At 57.2% G+C, this 19,017-nt stretch carries 18 protein-coding genes; 10 read left to right on the top strand and 8 right to left on the bottom strand.

The genetic code is table 11. From position 1 onward, the window contains the following. Positions 1–353: 353 nt before the first annotated feature. On the top strand, positions 354–1,508 hold the full coding sequence (locus CLV88_RS06195) for a TIGR03862 family flavoprotein (protein WP_106607502.1): 1,155 nt from the start codon (positions 354–356) through the stop codon (positions 1,506–1,508). Positions 1,509–1,570: 62 nt separating this feature from the next. On the opposite strand, the gene CLV88_RS06190 is transcribed toward CLV88_RS06195, so the two are convergent. The 4 genes from CLV88_RS06190 to leuS all read right to left on the bottom strand — a co-directional run bounded on the left by CLV88_RS06190 (position 1,571) and on the right by leuS (position 6,347). Further along, a complete protein-coding gene (locus CLV88_RS06190; RefSeq protein ID WP_106607501.1) occupies positions 1,571–2,161 on the bottom strand; it encodes a glutathione S-transferase family protein in 591 nt (196 codons plus the stop codon). 115 nt (positions 2,162–2,276) lie between these two features. Continuing rightward, the gene (gene holA / locus CLV88_RS06185) at positions 2,277–3,302 is read right to left on the bottom strand and encodes a DNA polymerase III subunit delta (protein WP_106607500.1); all 1,026 of its coding nucleotides are present in this window, start codon (positions 3,300–3,302) and stop codon (positions 2,277–2,279) included. After that, positions 3,299–3,802: an LPS assembly lipoprotein LptE gene (gene lptE / locus CLV88_RS06180; protein ID WP_106607499.1), complete on the bottom strand. Its 504-nt coding sequence runs from the start codon at positions 3,800–3,802 to the stop codon at positions 3,299–3,301. Before lptE ends, holA begins: the two co-directional genes overlap by 4 nt. Then, positions 3,789–6,347 carry a leucine--tRNA ligase gene (gene leuS / locus CLV88_RS06175; RefSeq protein WP_106607498.1) on the bottom strand — a complete coding sequence of 853 codons (2,559 nt, stop codon included), beginning with the start codon at positions 6,345–6,347 and terminating at the stop codon, positions 3,789–3,791. The genes lptE and leuS overlap by 14 nt, the downstream gene beginning before the upstream one ends. A gap of 185 nt (positions 6,348–6,532) precedes the next feature. Here leuS and CLV88_RS06170 point away from each other — a divergent pair, with 185 nt between their 5' ends. Then, complete coding sequence (locus tag CLV88_RS06170; RefSeq protein WP_106607497.1) at positions 6,533–7,792, top strand: glycosyltransferase family 4 protein; 1,260 nt, start codon at positions 6,533–6,535, stop codon at positions 7,790–7,792. Positions 7,793–7,876: 84 nt separating this feature from the next. Here CLV88_RS06170 and CLV88_RS06165 read toward each other — a convergent pair whose 3' ends face one another. Further along, positions 7,877–8,353, bottom strand: coding sequence for a DUF3576 domain-containing protein (locus tag CLV88_RS06165; protein ID WP_106607496.1), 477 nt, complete (start codon positions 8,351–8,353; stop codon positions 7,877–7,879). Positions 8,354–8,669: 316 nt separating this feature from the next. On the opposite strand from CLV88_RS06165, the gene CLV88_RS06160 reads away from it, so the two are divergent. Both CLV88_RS06160 and CLV88_RS06155 read left to right on the top strand, forming a co-directional pair. After that, positions 8,670–9,590, top strand: a complete 921-nt coding sequence (locus CLV88_RS06160; protein WP_106607495.1) for a porin — start codon at positions 8,670–8,672, stop codon at positions 9,588–9,590. 106 nt (positions 9,591–9,696) lie between these two features. Next, positions 9,697–10,347, top strand: a complete 651-nt coding sequence (locus CLV88_RS06155; protein ID WP_106607494.1) for a YggS family pyridoxal phosphate-dependent enzyme — start codon at positions 9,697–9,699, stop codon at positions 10,345–10,347. Between the two features lie 66 nt (positions 10,348–10,413). Here the strand turns inward: CLV88_RS06155 and CLV88_RS06150 are convergent, their stop codons facing one another. Then, positions 10,414–10,908: a L,D-transpeptidase family protein gene (locus tag CLV88_RS06150; protein ID WP_207797023.1), complete on the bottom strand. Its 495-nt coding sequence runs from the start codon at positions 10,906–10,908 to the stop codon at positions 10,414–10,416. Continuing rightward, positions 10,905–11,996 (bottom strand): GTP cyclohydrolase II, encoded by a 1,092-nt coding sequence (ribA, locus tag CLV88_RS06145; RefSeq protein WP_106607492.1) that lies wholly within the window; start codon positions 11,994–11,996, stop codon positions 10,905–10,907. Before ribA ends, CLV88_RS06150 begins: the two co-directional genes overlap by 4 nt. Before the next feature lie 186 nt (positions 11,997–12,182). Here ribA and CLV88_RS06140 point away from each other — a divergent pair, with 186 nt between their 5' ends. The 5 genes from CLV88_RS06140 (at position 12,183) to CLV88_RS06115 (ending at position 16,029) form a co-directional block, all read left to right on the top strand. Then, complete coding sequence (locus tag CLV88_RS06140) at positions 12,183–12,869, top strand: response regulator transcription factor (protein ID WP_106607491.1); 687 nt, start codon at positions 12,183–12,185, stop codon at positions 12,867–12,869. 452 nt (positions 12,870–13,321) lie between these two features. Then, entirely contained in the window at positions 13,322–14,110 is a 789-nt protein-coding gene (locus CLV88_RS06130; protein WP_106607489.1) for an exodeoxyribonuclease III, read from the top strand. 139 nt (positions 14,111–14,249) lie between these two features. Further along, the gene (locus CLV88_RS06125) at positions 14,250–15,179 is read left to right on the top strand and encodes a tetratricopeptide repeat protein (protein WP_106607488.1); all 930 of its coding nucleotides are present in this window, start codon (positions 14,250–14,252) and stop codon (positions 15,177–15,179) included. Positions 15,180–15,205: 26 nt separating this feature from the next. Next, the gene (locus CLV88_RS06120; protein ID WP_106607487.1) at positions 15,206–15,850 is read left to right on the top strand and encodes an LON peptidase substrate-binding domain-containing protein; all 645 of its coding nucleotides are present in this window, start codon (positions 15,206–15,208) and stop codon (positions 15,848–15,850) included. After that, the gene (locus tag CLV88_RS06115) at positions 15,847–16,029 is read left to right on the top strand and encodes a Trm112 family protein (RefSeq protein WP_106607486.1); all 183 of its coding nucleotides are present in this window, start codon (positions 15,847–15,849) and stop codon (positions 16,027–16,029) included. The genes CLV88_RS06120 and CLV88_RS06115 overlap by 4 nt, the downstream gene beginning before the upstream one ends. Positions 16,030–16,135: 106 nt before the next feature. Here CLV88_RS06115 and CLV88_RS06110 read toward each other — a convergent pair whose 3' ends face one another. Further along, positions 16,136–17,425 (bottom strand): FAD-dependent monooxygenase, encoded by a 1,290-nt coding sequence (locus tag CLV88_RS06110; protein WP_243403580.1) that lies wholly within the window; start codon positions 17,423–17,425, stop codon positions 16,136–16,138. Positions 17,426–17,436: 11 nt separating this feature from the next. Here CLV88_RS06110 and CLV88_RS06105 point away from each other — a divergent pair, with 11 nt between their 5' ends. Beyond that, the gene (locus CLV88_RS06105; RefSeq protein WP_106607484.1) at positions 17,437–18,765 is read left to right on the top strand and encodes an amidase; all 1,329 of its coding nucleotides are present in this window, start codon (positions 17,437–17,439) and stop codon (positions 18,763–18,765) included. The last annotated feature ends 252 nt before the right edge of the window (positions 18,766–19,017 follow it).

Here is a 19,017-nt window from a genome sequence, read left to right as displayed (position 1 = left end):
TCAAGATCATCCTCCACCTGGATGAATGCGACGAGCATAGTGCTATGGGTATTTTGAAACATTGAGAAGTTTCAGGTGTGATGTGATCCGAAATTGGCGGTACGGATCTTGGATCTTAGAATGAAATCTGGACGTCGAATTCGTCGGGGCTGATTAAAAATCGTCAAACAAAAGGTGGACTTCCCTTTTCACTTTTAGGCAAGAAATGGAGCGGTGCAGGCTTTGAACTGGGTTTGCCGGGAATAGACGACCGTACTTTAAGCATACAGGAACGGACATATTGGTTATCCATTGTGTTCGGATAGGCTTGCAGGCAAGACAAGTGCGGAAACTGATGGCAATCAAAGAATGAGATGACGCAAGCTTTGGTCATAGGCGGCGGCCCCGCTGGTTTGATGGCAGCGGACGTAATGTCTGCGGCTGGCGCACGCGTGATTGTCGTAGAGGCCAAACCTACGGTAGCACGAAAATTCCTAATGGCGGGAAAGTCTGGCTTGAACCTGACCAAAGATGAGGCATTTGCCAAATTCCTATCTGCTTACGCAGAGGCAGCGCCAAACTTGCGTCCGATTTTAGAAGAATTTGGACCGAACGACGCGCGTGCCTGGGCAGAAGGTTTGGGACAGGAAATGTTTACTGGATCATCCGGGCGCGTATTTCCGCGCGCGATGAAGGCTTCACCTTTGTTGCGTGCATGGTTGCGGCGTCTTGAAGCACAAGGCGTTGAAATTCGTACGCGCTGGCGTTGGGTTGGCGGTGCGTTTGCGTTTGAGACACCTTTAGGGCGGCAAGAGATTTGCCCGGAAGTGACTGTGCTGGCCTGTGGTGGGGCAAGCTGGGCGCGACTTGGGTCGGATAGTGCATGGGCTGATTGGATTAATGTGCCGCTGGCGCCTTTTCAACCGGCGAATATGGGGTTCGAAGTGGATTGGTCGGCGCATATGACGCGCCACTTTGGGGCGCCAGTCAAAAATGTGACTTTGACATGCGGAGATCAGCCGGTGCGCGCCGAGTTCGTTGTGTCCCGGCGAGGCGTTGAAGGCGGTGGCATTTATGCAGTTTCCCGCGCTTTGCGAGACGGCGTGCCGCTGGTGCTGGACCTGTTGCCTGACCTGAGCGAAGCAGAAATAAGCAAACGGTTGAGCCGCGCAAGGGGCAAGGCAAGCCTTTCGAACCATCTGCGCAAAACACTGCGGTTGGAACCAGTGAAACAGGCGTTGCTGATGGAGTTCGCGCGGCCACTGCCGGATGATCTCGCGCCATTGATCAAAGCGCTGCCTATGAGATTGGGGCCACCCCGCCCAATGGACGAGGCGATATCAACAGCAGGGGGGGTGCGGCTTGATGCGATGAATGCGGGATTGATGCTCAAAGATCATCCAGGAGTATTCGCCGCCGGGGAAATGCTAGACTGGGAAGCGCCAACTGGCGGCTACCTGCTAACAGCCTGTCTTGCCACTGGGCGTTGGGCTGCAAATCACGCACTGCGCTGGTCACAGGTGTCCTGACTTTCATCTTGCCAAAAACACTTCGGGGGATTCGCCATTTGTGGCGATGGGGGCAGTGCCCCCTACTTTAGCCCATCGGCCAATTTCTGAAACGCTGGTCGGGCGCGGACGTGTTGGAGATAGGTTTTAAAGTTCTCGTTATCCAAAGGAAATTTGGCTGCGCGCGCCCAACCGCCGCAATGAGCCAGGATGATGTCGGGGATCGTCATCATATCACCCATTAGGTAAGGGCCCTTCATGCGCTGCATCACATTATTGATATTGCGCGAATACTCCCACATCAGTGAAGGTTTGATCTCGCCGACGCGTTTTTCTTTGGGGAGGATGAAGCTGTGGCGCGATGCCGTCCAGAGGACGGCATCGATTTCATCCAGCACGAGATGGGTGATGCTGTCCTGATGAGCGCGTTCGATGGTGCCGGGGGGATAGGTCAGGGCACCGTGTTTGTCGGCGAGATAGGTCATGATGGCGGTGGAATCGATGATTGCGGCGCCGTCGTCAAGCAGGACGGGAACCTTGCCAGTTGCGTTCAGCTCAGTGACCTTGGAATCATGTGGGGGGACGGCCGTGTGGTTATAGGGTTGGCCCAATTCTTCGAGCATCCACAGTACGCGGAAGGTGCGAGTGACGGGAATACCGATGACGTCATACATGAGGTGCTCCTTCAAGTTTTATCGAAGGGTGGCAGGGAGAACCGGATCTGGCAAGGGCGCAGAATTGGTGGGTGATGTGTTGGCATGCTCCTTGGCCCTTGTAGGCCACCTCACGTCAGCGGCGTCCGAGCATTGCGAGGCGCAGAAACAGGCGTTCGACGAGCGCCATGTCTGGTGCGCGTTGACCGGCAGAGCGTAATTGCAGGTCGGTGTCAGTAAGGCCGGTGAGGGCCTGCTCTAGTTTTGGCGCGCCCCAGCCCTGTGCCTGACGCAGCATACGGTCGCGGCGCGGGCCAAAGATGGGCGGACGCATGCGGGCGATACCCGCCGAAGCGCCTCCGGGGTCGGAAGCAGCAGTGTAGAGCGCGCGAAAGTGGCGGGTTGCTGAGATCAGCAGAGTAACAGGGTTCACGCCTTGCGCTTGAAGTTTGCGCAATACAGGGCCGATTTCCTGGGGACGGGCTTCGGCCACGATATTGAGGATGTCGTCCAGAACGGCCTCGGTCGAAAGGGGCGCGCAAGCAAGGATATCATCTGATGTGACGGGGGTGTCGTCCTTTAGTTTGTAAAGCGCGAGTTTTTCCAAGGTCTGGCGGAAATCACCGGGGTCGAGTTCGCGCGACAGGTTGGTGAGGTCGGTCATTGCCTCGCGGTCGGGATTGGTGAGGCCGGAGCGGGTGAGCTCGGCCTCAATCTCTTCGCGGGTCGGGGGATCATTGTAGATGCCGACAGAGTAGGCATTGCGATGGCCTTCAAACGCTTTTCGAATTTTGGATGACGCTTTGAGCTGACCGGCGGTGACAATAATTTGTGCGTCACCCGGTTGCCAGTCTTCTAACGCGGTCAGAATGGCGGGCGCGGCGGCGTCGGTGGCATCTTCGACAAAAGCGACGCGGGGGCCGGGGAAAAAGCTGACTTCCTTGATGGTATCATTCAGGCGCGCGGGATCCTTGCGCAGCTCGCTACCGGGAATGCGGGAGAGGCGCATTTCCTCTTCGCCTTGGGGGCCGATCAGTGCGGCGATCACCTCTTGGCGTTTGATGGCCACGCGCATCGCGTCAGGCCCGAAGATCAGTAGGCCGGTTTTGTCCGGGTCCGGATTGTCGAAATAACGGGAACTGTCGCGGGCGTTGAGCTTCATAGCGGGTTGGTGGTGGAATAGGCCTGAAGGTCAGCGACGATGAGGTCAGCGAGAATCACCATCAGCCGTTCAAATGCATCCGTTTCGGCGGCAAGTTCGGCCACTGTGGAACCGGTGGTGGAGTAGCTGGTGAAGCTATTGACCTTGCCGGTGGTAACGACCTCTTTGGAGTCGAGATTGCGCAGCGAATAGGTTGCCTCGCCCGTGATATCAAAGCGGGTCGTGACCTGTGCCACGGTCCGGCCGACGGATTTCTGATCGGTTATGATCTTGAGGGATAGTCCAAAATCCTCGCCTCCGCGCCCGCGACCCAAACGATCCTCTAACTCGCGCACCAAGAGGTAGGTGGCGTTGTCGTTGGGTTCGTCGATTGCGACATTGTCCTGAAGTGCGGTGGCCGCGCCGTCGGTACCATAGACCGGTTCAAAGCCGCAGCCCGAGAGCGTGAGCCCGGATGCTGCGGTGAGAAGCAATAGTGAACGACGGTTAAATGACGACATTTACAATCCGACCGGGGACGACGATGAGTTTCTTGGGCTGGGCCCCTTCCAACCGGCTGGTGACAGTTTCGTGGGCGAGAACCAGTTTTTCAATCTCTTCGTTGGCCAAGTCTGCCGGTACGCTGATTTCCGCGCGCCGTTTGCCGTTGATCTGGATTGGCAGGGTGACGTTGGCTTCGACCAGCATCGCCTCGTCCGCGGCGGGCCAAACCGCGTTGATTATCAGGCCGTCACCATCAAGCAGTTGCCAGATTTCTTCGGAGAGATGTGGGGTCATGGGGGCCATGAGCTGTGCCAGCGTCTTGGTGGCCTCGCGCTTGGCTGCCGATCCCGCCTTGGATTTGGCGAGAGTGTTTGTGAAACCGTAGAGCTTGGCGATGGAGGCGTTAAAGCCGAAACTTTCTACACCGAGCGTCACGTCGCGGATGGCTTTGTGCATTTCACGCAAGAGCGCCTCATCCGACCCATGCGGGCCGTCTTCGGCGGTGGCTACATCCGATGCGATGCGGTGCACGCGGGAGAGGTGTTTGAATGCAGCTTCTGCGCCTGACGCTGTCCATTCCACGTCGCGTTCGGGGGGAGAGTCGGACAGCACAAACCAGCGCGCCGTGTCGGCACCGTAGGAGGTTATGATGTCGACGGGATCCACCACGTTGTTTTTGGACTTCGACATTTTGGCCGAGGGTATCACGGTGACTTTTTCACCTGTTTCCTTGACGAACGTGCCACCGTCGCGGTCTTCAATCTCGGCCGGGTAGTGATAGATGGCGCGACCATTCTCATCCGTACGCTCGGCGTTTTTGAAGATCGCATGGGTCACCATGCCCTGCGTGAAGAGCGCATCAAAGGGTTCCTTGGCCGATTCGGGCAGGTGGCCGCAGATATGCATCGCGCGGGCGAAGAAGCGCGAATAGAGCAGGTGCAGGATCGCGTGTTCGATGCCGCCGATATACTGGTCGACATTCATCCAATAGGCGGCGTCCTCGGCAACCGTGGGGGTGGTGGCGCGCGGGGCGGTGAAGCGGGCGAAATACCACGAGCTGTCCACGAAAGTGTCCATCGTGTCGGTCTCGCGTTTGGCTGGCGCGCCGCAGGATGGGCAGGCGCAGTCGCGCCATGTGGGGTGGCGATCAAGCGGGTTGCCGGGTTTGTCAAAGGTGACGTCGTCGGGCAGTTCGATCGGCAGGTTTTCTTTCTTTTCAGGCACCACGCCGCAGGCGTCACAATGCACAACCGGGATCGGACAACCCCAATAGCGCTGGCGGGACAGGCCCCAGTCGCGCAGCCGGAATTTGGTCACACCTTCGCCCCAGCCCTGAGATTCAGCGAGGTCGATGGTGGCGTTGATCGCCTCTTCGCCTGTGGCTTCTTCCAAGCCAGCGAAGTGGTTGACCCATTTCACTTTTTCGGATTTGAGAGGCACAAAGGCGGTGTTTTCGACCGGCTTGGCGTCATCGAGCGCAAAGAAGGTGTCGATCACCGGCAGGTCGTACTTGCGGCAGAAATCGAGGTCGCGCTGGTCATGTGCTGGGCAGGCGAAAATCGCGCCGGTGCCGTAATCCATCAGGATAAAGTTGGCGATCCAGACCGGGAGTTCCCAATCGGGGTTGAGCGGGTGTTTGACGCGAATGCCGGTGTCATAGCCGAGCTTTTCAGCGGTTTCGATGGCCTCTTCGGTGGTGCCACCCTTGCGGCATTCAGCGAGGAAGGTGGCCAGCTCAGGATTGTCCGCTTCCATCTCTTTGGAAATCGGGTGATCGGGCGAAATGCCAACAAAAGACGCGCCCATGAGCGTGTCAGGACGTGTGGTGTAGACAGTGATCGGTTCGCCCGCGTCTGTGCGTTCAAATGAGAATTGCAGGCCTCGCGACCTGCCGATCCAGTTCTCCTGCATCAGACGGACCTTAGCTGGCCAGTTTTCAAGCGTATCCAGCGCGTCGAGCAATTCTTCGGAGTGATCGGAGATTTTGAAAAACCATTGAGTCAGTTCGCGCCGTTCGACAAGTGCGCCCGAGCGCCAGCCGCGCCCGCCTTCCACTTGTTCATTGGCGAGAACGGTCATGTCGACCGGATCCCAATTCACGATTGCGTTTTTGCGATAAACCAGATCGTTTTCGAGGAAATCGAGGAACAGCGCCTGTTGCTGGCCGTAATACTCCGGATCACAGGTTGCGAACATGCGTGACCAGTCAAGTGAAAGGCCCAACGGCTTCATCTGGTCAACCATGGTGTCGATGTTGGAATAGGTCCATTCTTTAGGGTGGCCCCCAATTGCCATTGCCGCGTTTTCGGCAGGCATGCCAAAGGCGTCAAAGCCCATGGGGTGCAGCACGTTGTGGCCGGTCGAGATTTTATGCCGCGCGATGACGTCGCCCATCGTGTAATTGCGCACGTGGCCCATATGCAGCTTGCCCGAGGGATACGGGAACATTTCCAGCACGTAGTATTTTGGCTTGGACGGATCGCGGACAGCCTTGAAGGTGTCAGCCTTGGCCCAAGCCTGTTGCCATTTATGTTCGATCTCGGCGGCCGTGTAGCGCGACATGGACAGTCTCTCTCAATTGGTCATGGCATGCCGCAGTTCTGCGGCGCAGTTCGCGAGAGGTGATATGCGTCAAGTCGCGCGCGGTCCAGTGTGCATGGCGTTTATTTTGATAATTCACCGGGCTTGGCGGCAGTAATTTCTGGGGTATACAGGTCAAAACTAATAATTTGTCGGGCAGAGATTTTATGAAAGTTCTTTTTATCCATCAGAATTTCCCCGGTCAGTTCAAGCACCTGGCGCCCGCGTTGGTTGCCAAGGGACACGAAGCAGTGGCGTTGACATTGCGCGTGAAAGAACCAACGAGGTGGCAAGGCGTGAAGTTGCTGCCATATGAGATTAAGCGCAAACCGGGGCAGGGTGTGCATCCGTGGCTGGTGGACTTTGAAACCAAGCTGTTGCGCGCCGAATCCTGTTACATTGCGGCGCGAAAGTTGCGGGATCAGGGATATATACCGGATGTGATCGTGGCGCATCCGGGGTGGGGCGAGTCGATGTTTCTGCGTGATTTGTGGCCGAGTGCGCGGATCGGACTGTATTATGAGCTCTATTATTCAAGCGAGGATAATGATGTCGGGTTTGACCCGGAGTTTTCTAAAGCAGATGAACAAACTGACGCGATCCGGCTGAGGTTGAAGAACCTTAACAACATGATGCATTCGCAGATTGCCGACATGGGGATCAGTCCGACACAGTTTCAGGCGGACAGCTTTCCTGAGGAATACAGGCAAATCATTGATGTGATCCATGATGGGATCGACACGACGGTGGTGAAGCCGAACGCAGAGGTGACGTACCGGTTGGGGGACGGGCGGGTGCTGACGCGAGACGATGAGGTGATCACCTTTGTGAATCGCAATCTGGAACCTTATCGCGGCTACCATGTGTTTATGCGAGCGTTGCCTGAGCTGTTGAAGGCGCGCCCAAATGCGCAAGTGCTGATCGTGGGCGGTGATGGGGTGAGCTATGGCTCTAGGCCGCCTGAGGGGCGTAGTTGGAAGCAGATTTTCATTGACGAAGTGCGCGGTCAGATTTCGACGCCGAACTGGAACCGGGTGCATTTCCTGAACAAAATTCCCTATGATCAGTTTCTCAGACTGCTACAGATCAGCAAGGCACACGTGTATCTGACATATCCGTTCGTGCTCAGTTGGTCATTGATCGAAGCGATGGCTGCGGGTGCGTCGATTGTGGCCAGCGACACAGCCCCGTTAAGGGAAGTGATCCGGCATGGTGAGACCGGGCGGCTATTCCCGTTTTTCGATGGGAATCGCATGGTTGATGAGATTTGTACGGTTTTGGACAGTGCAGACATGCGGGCGCAAATGGGTGCTGCGGCACGGAAATTGGCGGTAGAGACGTATGATTTGCAGTCGGTTTGTCTGCCACGTCAGCTGGATTGGATTGACCGGCTAAATAAAATGCCACCCAAAAAAGTGCGTACCTGACCATTGTCGAGGGCAAAGAAAAAGCCACCGCTGATATCCAGAGGTGGCCTAATTGGCGATTTAAGCCTGTTGCAATGTTACAGGTCAGAGTTTGCCGTCAGCGATACGCAGCTGGCGTGCGCGGGTCAGTATCGCGTCTTCAACGGCGCGAATCGTGCCCTCTGACACGGCACCGCCGCCGCGTGTTTGCATTGCAACGTTCAAAGACCGTGCATCCAGTGCGGGGTCACGGATGTAAACGGCGGCGCGATAAGAACGGCCGCTGCCCGGTGGTGTACCATAGCCAGTCACGATTACGCCGGAAAAGGGATCGACGCTTTGAACCGGGAGAAAGTCCAATACTTCCAAAGAGGCGGCCCAAAGATATTTGTTTACCCTGACCTCTACATCGGAGTTGTCGGGGCCAAATGCGTCCCATATCGTTTCGCGTTCCTGCGAGATTTCTGTATTGCGTCCATCTACGGCAAGGCCAGACGGTGACGTGCTACTGCTGCCGCACGCGCTTAGTGCGGCGAATGCGATGAGCATCATACATATAACGGGACGGCGAACTGAATTCATGGTTTTGCCTCAAGTCAACGTTTGTTCTCTCCTAGCCAAGCAAGCCCTGTTGAGCAAGGCTCTTGCTGGAGTGTGTCGGTCTGTTGAGACTCTTGGAATGGTGAGTCGGCGGTAAATGACCCATTTTGGCGCCAAATCCGGTTCGATTGCCGCTAGCGCTCAGATGACTGTGGCAAGTCTGCACCATTTGCCGTGACTTTGACGTCTGCGGTTTTGCCAAGCTTGCAAATGACCCCCCAAAAGAGCGACAGACTACGGCATACCCAGTTGGGATTCTCCGAGCTGGGCGCATGAATGGAAATCCGAGGGAAAACTCATGAAAAAAATTCTCTTCGCTTCGACGGCCCTGATCGCCACCGCTGGCATGGCCGCAGCAGAAATCACTTGGGGTGGCTACGGCCGCTTCGGTCTGGTTTATGACGCCGATGGCGCCAACAGCAACACTCACGAGTCGGCTCTGGATCACCGCTTCCGTCTGACCGTGACCGGCATTTCTGAAACCGACAATGGCCTGAAGTTCGAAGGTCGTATCCGGTGGGAAGCCAACGACGGTGGCTTCAGCAGCAATGCAGCTAACGCCGCGTCTGTTGGTGGTGCTGGTTTCGCAGTTACGACAGGCGGCTTCCGCTTGGACGTAGGTCACGTTTCCGACGTGTTCGACTCGGGTGACGTTCTGAACTGGGGTGGCCACGGCGCTGGTTACACATACTTCCAGGAGCAGTCTTCGAACTTCAACGGTTTCCGCAAAACTGGCTTCGGCGCAGGCGCAGCAGCAGCTCAGACCATCAAAGGTCGCTACACTGTTTCTGGCTTCACAGGGTCGATCTCGTACACTCTGAACGACACTGCGTCGACAACTGATGAGTACTGGCAGATCGGTGCTGGCTACAGCTTCGGTGATCACCGCGTTGGTGCCGCTTATGGCGACAGCGACATCGCAGGTAGCCAGTGGGCACTGGGTGTTGACGGCTCGTTCGGCGACTTCTCCTACGCAGTTCTGGTTGGTGACAACGACACCGCAGCTGACACAATGTTCGGTGCATCGGGTTCCTATGCGATCTCCGCAGCGACTTCGATCAACGCCAACTTCTCTTCCGGTGGTGCTGCAGGCAATGACACTTCCTACGGGCTTGGCGTTCGCCACTCGCTGGGCGGTGGTGTAACTCTGGGTGCCGGTATCGGTTCCGCATCCGACGGCGACACCGTTGCTGACGCAGGTGTTCAGTTCAACTTCTAAGTTGACTGGAAACATCTAAGTTTCGGGGCGGACTCTTCGGAGTTCGCCCTTTTCTTTTGCTTAGTTTTTGTGTTTTTTGCGGGCAAGTTCATCAGAGGTTGGCCGTATGTCACTTGAAGAAATCACTGCCCGTATTCGTAAAGCAGAAGCTGAGGCTGGCCGTGCGCTGGGCGCGACGGAGTTGATCGCTGTAAGCAAACGGCAGCCCGACGAGGTGGTCGAGGCGGTTCTGGCGCAGGGGCACCGGGTGTTTGGCGAAAATCAGGTGCAGGAGGCCGCTGGCAAATGGCCGGATTTTCGAGAAAAATATAACGGTGCCGAGGTGCATCTGTTAGGGCCACTTCAAACCAACAAAGCACGTCAGGCAATGGAGCTGTTCGAGGTTATTCATTCGCTTGATCGGCCCAAGCTGGCAAAAACACTGGCGCGGTTGGCGCAAGAGCTGGGACAGTGTCCCAAGCTTTTCGTTCAGGTGAATACCGGTGAAGAAGAGCAAAAGGCCGGTGTTCTGCCGGGCGATGCGGATGATTTTGTTGCCGAGTGCCGGGCGCTGGACCTGCCAGTTGTCGGGTTAATGTGTTTGCCGCCGGTGGAAGAAGAACCGTCCTTGCATTTTGCGTTATTGGCCAAGATTGCTGAGCGCAATGGGCTGGACGGGCTGAGTATGGGAATGAGTGGCGATTTTGAACGCGCGGTAGCGTTGGGTGCGACGCATGTGCGGGTCGGTTCGGCCATATTCGGAGCGCGTGATTACTGACGCACTGGGCGCTGTTCTGGCGAGTGGGCGAAGAAGGTACCGAAGTGCGGGCGCATTTTAGCGCGATTATTTGACAATCAGTCGCGTGCCGGGTGGGGCGTGAGCGGCGATCCAATGGAGGTGGTTGCGTGCAAAGGCGATGCAGCCTTCTGTTGGATAACCTGGACGACGCCATTGATGCAGGAAAATGGCGGAGCCAGCATGAGGTTTGGCGTCTGGCCAGTTCCAGTTGGTTAGGAGTATCACGTCATAGAGTGGGTCAGAGCGGCGCAGAGACTCGTGGCTGGCGGTGTAGGGTGCGCGGACGAGGTGGTTGTAGTCAGGTGTATTGGGAGCATCGCTCCAGAGGTCGTCTTTGCCAACCGCCATGGCCCATGGTGCGGGTGCTGAGAGCCGGTCGGCGCGATAGAGCAGGCCGGTGATTTTATGGTGACCCAGTGGGGTTGCACTGTCGCCTTCGCGCTTGTCGGACCGCAGACCGCCGCGACCTATGGAGCACGGGAACATACGCCCCATAAATCGGACACCGCGCGGGGATAGGATGAGGTTGTGCGGACTCAAAGAAGGTGTCCGGATTTGGCCGCCTTGGTCGCGAGATAAGCGCGATTGTGTGCGGATTCGCCAACCCTGAGCGGGACACGCTCTGTAACGGTGAGGCCGGTGCTTTCCATCATCGAGATTTTGCGAGGGTTGTTTGTCATCAGGCGCACTTGAGAAAAGCCCATTTCCTTCAGTATGTTAGCGCCAATGCGAAAGTCACGCTCATCATCCTCAAAGCCGAGGCGGTGGTTAGCCTCGACCGTGTCAAAGCCCTGATCCTGAAGCGAGTAAGCACGCATCTTATTGGCCAGCCCAATGCCGCGCCCCTCTTGGTTGAGGTAGAGCAGGATGCCGTGACCTTCGGTGCCCATTTGGGCAAGAGCGGCGTGAAGCTGGGGGCCGCAATCGCATTTCAGGCTTCCCAGCACATCACCGGTGAAACAGGCAGAGTGCAGACGTGTGAGCACGGGTTTGTCCCGTGCGGGGCGGCCAACCTCGATCGCATAGTGTTCCTCGGCGCCATCTTCGGGGCGAAGGATATGCAGGCGACCGGCCTCGGCCAGTGACATTGGCAAGCGGGCGTGCACGACTGGGTGAAGGGGGCTGGTCGATGACAAATGCGGTTCTGCGAGATCCGCCGGAAGGACGGTCAGGCCGTGTTCAAGCGCAAAGCTGGCGGCGTTTTCCAGTGGCAGTGTCAGGGCCGAAGGCAGGATGCGGGCGGATTTCACAAGGCGCACGGCGGTGCGATGGAGATCAGCCCGTCCGTCGCGCTGGCTTGCCAGAGGGCCCTTCATCGGTGCACGCATATCGTCATCTGGGTTAGCGACGCTATTGAGCCAATGAATGTCTGCATCATGTGGCAAATGGATGCGAGCGATGTCGCCGTCATAGGCACGTGCCTTGAGTGTTTCGGCGCGACGTGACGTGATGACCAGCGCAGGTGTTCCGCCGAGCTCACGCGTGTCGGCCAAACGTGCCGGTGTGAGGGTTTCGACCGCAAGGACAAGCAAAGCAGTGCCGTCGCCGGTCATGACAATGGGTACACCCATGCGTAAATCGGCACGTGCGCGGGCAAGACGTTCGACGATGTCTGGCGAAAAACTCATGTAGATGCGGTGGTCCTATGTTTCAGTGGGGCGTGTCAGATGTAGGTTTATTGGCAGCAATGTGAAACAAATACCAGTCCGGGGACACGAGGGCGTGAGCAGATTGCAGCAAATCTTGTCGGATCGGCGTTTACGCTCCAGATGTTGAACAGAACAACACGTGACGGCGAAAAGCGAGGAGGCCAGATGGCACAGCTTAAGAAAATTCTGCTGGTAGATGACGATGAGGATCTGCGCGAGGCTCTGTCTGAACAGCTGATCATGACCGAAGATTTTGATGTCTTTGAAGCTGGCAACGGCTCGGAGGCGATGGTGAAGGCCAAGGAGAGCCTTTACGATATGGTGATACTCGACGTGGGTTTGCCGGACACGGATGGGCGAGAGCTGTGCCGTTTGATGCGCAAACAGGGGGTAAAGAGCCCGATCCTGATGCTGACCGGACATGACAGCGACGCTGACACCATTCTCGGCCTGGACTCGGGTGCGAACGACTATGTGACGAAGCCGTTTAAGTTTCCGGTTCTACTGGCGCGTATTCGGGCGCAGCTGCGCCAACACGAGCAGAGCGAGGATGCGGTTTTCCAGCTCGGCCCATATACGTTCAAGCCGAGCATGAAAATGTTGATCACTGAAGAAGAGCGCAAGATCCGACTAACCGAGAAAGAAACCAATATTCTCAAATTCTTGTACCGTTCGACAGATGGTGTAGTGGCGCGCGATGTGTTGTTGCATGAAGTCTGGGGATACAATGCAGGAGTGACGACACACACGCTGGAAACGCATATCTATCGCCTGCGCCAGAAGATCGAACCCGACCCGTCAAATGCGCGTTTGCTCATTACGGAAAGCGGTGGCTATCGGCTCGTCGCGTGACTGGAAAGTCGCAGTTGCAACCCTGCGGTGACTGGTTGACTGGCGCGAAAGGCAGTTTTTTGATATGAGTCAAAGAAGCATATGAGCGACATCTTATATGCTTCAAAGACGGATCCCGTGCATGTCCGGGTAATGACATGTACCTCCCTGTTGGACTTGCCCGGGCCTTGTGCCCGGTTTTTTTTTGTGGTCGCGGGAGGTAGGCGCATTGTCGCTCTGTTGAAAATCGGACATTCACCCCAGAGTAATTTGGGCGAAGGGAAGTGGTGGGCTCTAGTTATGCAGGGTAAAGGCGTGATGGGTTCTGGCCCTTTGCAGCAGGCAGAGTTTTGTACCCGTGTCGCGAGTCAAATTGGTGCAGTGGCGAGGCAATTCTTGGTGCCTTAATGGATGGCAAGTTCCCCTAGAGCGGGTTAGGGTGCAGCAAATTTGGGATTTGAGGGGACGCGCAGATGTCGTTTACGCTGGCCACATGGAACATCAACTCGGTGCGACTTCGCGAGCCTATCGTTTTGAAATTGCTGGAAGAAGAAGCTCCGGATGTGCTGTGCCTACAGGAGTGCAAGAGTCCGGTGGAAAAGATTCCAACCGAAGGCTTCGCCGCACTTGGCTATACCCATGTGATTGCGCGCGGGCAGAAGGGTTATAATGGTGTTGCGATCTTCTCAAAGATGCCAATTGAAGATGTTGGTGATAAGGATTTTGCAGGGTTGGGCCATGCACGTCACGTGGCTGGAAGGCTGGAGAATGGTGTGACGGTACATAATTTCTATGTGCCCGCGGGCGGTGACAAACCGGATCGCGAGGTGAATGAGAAGTTTGGCCAAAAGCTCGATTATCTGACTGAGATGCGCGATTGGTTCAGCGCCGAGCGCCCGGAAAAGTCTATTCTGGTGGGTGATCTTAATATTGCGCCGCGCGAAGATGACGTTTGGAACCACAAGCAGCTATTGAAGGTGGTGAGCCATACGCCTATCGAAGTGCAGCATCTGGCAGAGACGCAAGAGGCCGGGGGGTGGATCGACATTACGCGGCAGGATATCCCCGAAGGGCAGCTTTATAGTTGGTGGAGTTATCGTGCGCGGGATTGGGACGCGGCTGACAAGGGGCGGCGGTTGGATCACGTCTGGGCGACGCCGGATATCTCGAATGCCGGTCATTCGAGCCGTGTTTTGCGTGCAGCACGGGGCTGGGAAAAGCCAAGCGATCATGCGCCGGTGTTTGCATCGTTTGATTTGTGAAGCTTGTGCCTGTTGCGGGACTGCGCGAAGATTGCGATTGGATTGATATTTTGCGGGATTGTTAGCGGGAATCGAGGCTTTCATTCTGAACGCGGAAGGCACATATAGTGCGCAAGAAATGGATTTGAGGAGCTGAAAAATGCTTGAACTGGGACAAGGCGACGCGGCGCAGGCCGGGGCATCGGCAGGCGATCTGATCAAGGAAGTCAGCGAAGCAACATTTATGACCGAAGTTGTCGACGCGTCGATGACCGTGCCGGTGATCGTGGATTTCTGGGCGCCGTGGTGTGGCCCGTGCAAAACGCTTGGTCCGGCGCTGGAGGCGGCGGTGACGGCAGCCGGTGGGGCCGTGAAGATGGCCAAGATCAACGTGGATGAAAACCAGGCCATTGCCGGGCAGATGCGTGTACAGTCCATTCCAACCGTTTATGCCTTTTGGCAGGGTCAGCCGGTTGACGGGTTTCAGGGTGCATTGCCGCCGAGTGAGATTGACGCCTTTGTAACACGTGTGATCGAGGCCGGTGGCGGTGCGGCTCCGGATAATGGGCTGGACGATGCGCTGACTGCGGCGGAAGAAATGCTGTCCGAGGGTGACGCAGAGAGCGCAGGCGAGACATTCGCGGCGATCATCGAGCAAGATCAGACCATCGTTGCGGCCTTTGGTGGTTTGGCTCGTGCTAATATCGCTATGGGAGCATTGGATCAGGCTGAGGCGGTGCTGAATGGTACGCCAGCAGAATTTTCCGATGCGCCGGAGATTGAAGCGGCTTATGCTCAGTTGGAGCTGGCGCGGCAGGCGGAGAACGCGGGGCCAGTAGCTGAGCTGCGTGCAGCGGTCGATGCCGATCCGGGCAACCACGAAGCGCGGTTGGATTTGGCGCAAGCGTTGCATGCTGCGGGTGAAGTTGAGGCCGCTGTGGCAGAGTTGCTTGAGCTGTTCCGACGTGATCGTGAGTGGAATGACGGCGCAGCTAAGACACAGTTGTTTACAATTTTTGATGCGCTTCCAGCGAATGATCCGGTTGTCCTTAATGGACGTCGTAAGCTGAGTTCGATGATCTTTGCCTGATCGGTCAAATCGCGCTAGGCTGGGTCATGATCAAAGCTTCTGAATTGCCGCAGACATTGGCGGTGTTTCCATTGCCGGGGGCACTTCTTCTGCCGCGGGCGCGGCTTCCTTTGCACATATTTGAACCGCGTTATCTGGCAATGCTGGATGACGCATTGAAATCCGGCCAGCGGGTGATAGGCATGGTGCAACCAAACGAGGTGCCGGGGCGCGAAGGTTTGGGGCTCCACACAATCGGCTGTATGGGGCGGATAACGCAGTTTTCCGAAACGGAGGATAACCGGTATCTGGTGACGTTGTCCGGCGTTTCGCGGTTTCGGATTTTGCGTGAGGTTGAAGGGTTTACGCCCTATCGGCGTTGCGATGTGAGCTGGGACGGATTTGTGCGCGATCTCGGACCGGCGGAGAAGGATCCTGGGTTTGACCGGGCGGCGTTTATGGGGCTGTTGCAGCGCTATTTTGACACTTTGGATTTGTCGACCGATTGGGACACCTTGAAGGAAGCGAGTGACGAGTTGTTGATAAACTCGTTATCAATGCTTTTGGAGCTCGACGCAGAGGACAAGCAGGCGCTCTTGGAAGCGCCGTCGCTGGCAACGCGGCGCGAAACCTTGGTGACGTTAATTGAGTTTGCCTTGCGTGGCGGGGCCGGAGAGGATTTGATGCAATGAAGGCGGAAGTTGAGTTTGATCGCCGCATGTTGGAGGCGCTGATCTGTCCGCAGACGCGCACCACGCTAGTGTATGAGCCGGAAGCGCAGGAGCTGGTGTCAAAGGCGGCCGCGCTGGCTTTTCCCATTCGCAATGGAATCCCGGTGATGTTGATCGATGAGGCTCGGGTTCTGGAGTGAAGGATTGAGGGGCGTTGCCCCTCTTGGGCCGAAAGCCCAATTCACCCCAAAGTATTTTCTGGCAAGATGAAGAGCGTGTGGGTCGTATTGGCCGGGTTGTTATTTTTTAACGCATAAGCGTGGGGAGGTTGCCTGAGAGGCCGGCGGCTTCGCGCATGAATGTGCGGCGCAGGGTTGGGGTGGCATTGACTAGCCCCATGCCTATATCGCGCGCAGCGCGGAGAATTGGATTGTCGTTGGAAAACAATTTGTTGGTAAGGTCCGTGGCCGCCACAAGAGCGTTAGTGTCGAAGCGGCGCCATTCTTGATAGCGTTCAAGCACCTGAATTGAGGCGATATCCTCGCCGCGTTTGCGGGCTTCGTGCAGGACGTCTGCCAAGGCGGCGACGTCGCGCAGACCGGCATTGAGGCCCTGACCCGCAATGGGGTGCATACCGTGGGCGGCGTCTCCGACCAATGCGATATGGTCGGCCACGAAGTGATTGGCTAGCGATAGGCTGAGCGGGTAGGTGAAGCGGTTGCCGACGAGTTGGATATCACCGAGGAAGTCACCGAAGCGCGGGCGCAGGACTTGCATGTAGTCTTCGTCGGGTAGAGCATTTATTGCAGCGGCATTTTCGTCGGTTTCGGACCAGACGATGGAAGACATGTTGCCGGGCAAAGGTAGGATGGCCAGAGGACCGGGGGGCATGAAGAACTGATGCGCGGTGCCATTATGGGGGCGTTCGTGTGCAATGGCACAGACCAATGCGGTTTGACCGTAGCCCCAACCCGTGCGGTGGATCCCTGCACGTTTGGCAACTCCGCTGGCGCGGCCATCGCAGCCGACCAATAGGCGTGCACGATGAGTTTTGCCGGTCGACAGGGTAACGGTGACACCGGAGGCATCAACGGATTGATCAGTCACGCTGGTTTCTGAGAGCAGGGTGATGCGTTTTTCGCTTCGCATGGCGGCGAGGAAGGCGCGATAGAGGTGGCGGTCTTCGACCATGTAGCCCATCGGGCCTTCTTCGATCTCGCCATGATCAAAATGCAGGAAAAAGGGCGCGGGACCTTGGCCTGCGTGGCCATCAGTGACCTTGATTTCCAGTAAGGGCTGGGCGTTTCCCACGATATTTTCCCAGACACCGATGGCATTCAGCAGACGTTGGGATGCAAGAGCCAGCGCATAGCCGCGGCCGTCAAAGTTGTCGCCGGCACGGGTGGGGGAGGAGCGCGCGTCAACCACGGTAACGTGAAGGCCCGATTGGGCGAGGGCCAGTGCAAGGGCTGGACCATTGAGGCCGCCACCTGCGATCAATATGTCGCTGTCATAGGTCATGCGGCTAATATGGGCACAGCTGTGGGATTGTCCATGTGCATCTACGTCGCTACCGTTGATTTCACGTGATGGCAAAGGGATGTGCGATGTTTGAATGGCTGGAGATGAGCGCGGCGGATCTGGGGCGTGGTATCGGGGATGGTTCCATTGACCCGGTGGCTCTGACGCAAGCCTTTCTTGGGGCGATTGACAGCCATGATCATCGTGACCGGATCTACGCTCGGGTGACACATGAACGGGCCATTGCCGAGGCAGAAGCGGCGGCGGAACGCGCGCGTGCGGGCATGCGACTTTCGCCTCTGGACGGTGTGCCCGTCAGCTGGAAGGATTTGTTTGATACAGCTGGGGTGGAGACCGAGGCGGGGTCGGCTTTGTTGAAGGATCGAGTACCGGGGCAGGATGCGGAAGTGTTGCGAAATGCCACTGCGCTAGGGCTGGTGTGTCTGGGCAAGACGCACATGTCGGAACTGGCGTTCTCGGGGCTGGGGTTGAACCCGGTGACGGCGACACCGCCCTGTGTGAATGACCCGCGCGCAGTGCCGGGAGGTTCGTCCTCCGGGGCGGCGGCGTCGGTGGCGTTTGGGTTGGCGGCTGTTGGGATTGGCTCGGACACAGGCGGATCGGTACGCATTCCGTCGGCGTGGAACGACCTTGTGGGCTTAAAAACCACGGCGGGGCGCGTTTCATGTGAGGGGGCCGTGCCGTTATGTCGGAGTTTTGACACGGTGGGGCCTTTGTGCCGCACCGTAGAAGACGCTGCTTTGATGTTGGCCGCGTTAGAGGGCGGGCGCGCGCCGGATCTGCGAGGTGCAGATGTGCGGGGGATGCGGTTCGCGGTGCTGGAGACAGTGGCATTGGACGCGGTGCGTGACGGGCCGTTGGCGGGATTTGAGGCGGCTGTGACCAAGCTGAGCGAGGCCGGGGCCGAAGTGCATCTGATTCGCGCACCAGAAGTGGCGCAGGCGATGGAAATGACCGGAGTGCTCTATACATCAGAGGCTTATGGAGAGTGGCGTGATGAGATCGAGGCCGCGCCGGATTTGATGTTTGATCAGATTTTAGATCGGTTTCGGGCCGGCGCCCTCTTTACGGGACCAGACTTTGTCGCCGGATGGAACAGATTGCGCGAGCTGCGTGCCCGATGGAATGCGCGGGTTACGCAGTATGACGCAGTGGTCATGCCAACCTCGCCGATATTGCCGCCGGATTCGCAGCGGTTGATGGCCGATCACGAGTATTATGTGACGGAGAACTTGTTAGCGCTGCGCAATACGCGGATCGGGAATTTGCTGGGATCATGTGGTGTGAGCCTACCCACGGGGGTGCCGAGCTGTGGATTGACAATTCAGGGGCTACCCATGGGTGAGGAACGGTTGTTGCGGGTGGCGTCAGCGGCTGAAGCGGTTTTGGCGTAGTTTGGCTGTGTCAGATCGTGGTTCAGAGACCTGTCGTTGTTGGGTGTTTGGGCAAAAAAGAGGTGCGCTGCCCCATCGCAGCGCTCTGCGATTCCTCGGAATATTATTTGGCGCAAGGAAAATATGGGGCGGGCTTGGAGGCCAAAGGGGCGTGTTGGCCATGTTTTTTGGCAGGGGTGGCGCGAGGGCCACAAGTGGTCGAATTGACGGCATTTTTCTGGACGAACGCCCGGGGCTTGGGTAGTTTGGTTG

It is taken from the genome of Shimia abyssi, assembly GCF_003014475.1.
GTDB lineage: Bacteria > Pseudomonadota > Alphaproteobacteria > Rhodobacterales > Rhodobacteraceae > Shimia > Shimia abyssi.
The sequence above is the reverse complement of the archived record's forward strand: the minus strand, read 5'-3'. Positions and strand labels throughout refer to the sequence as shown.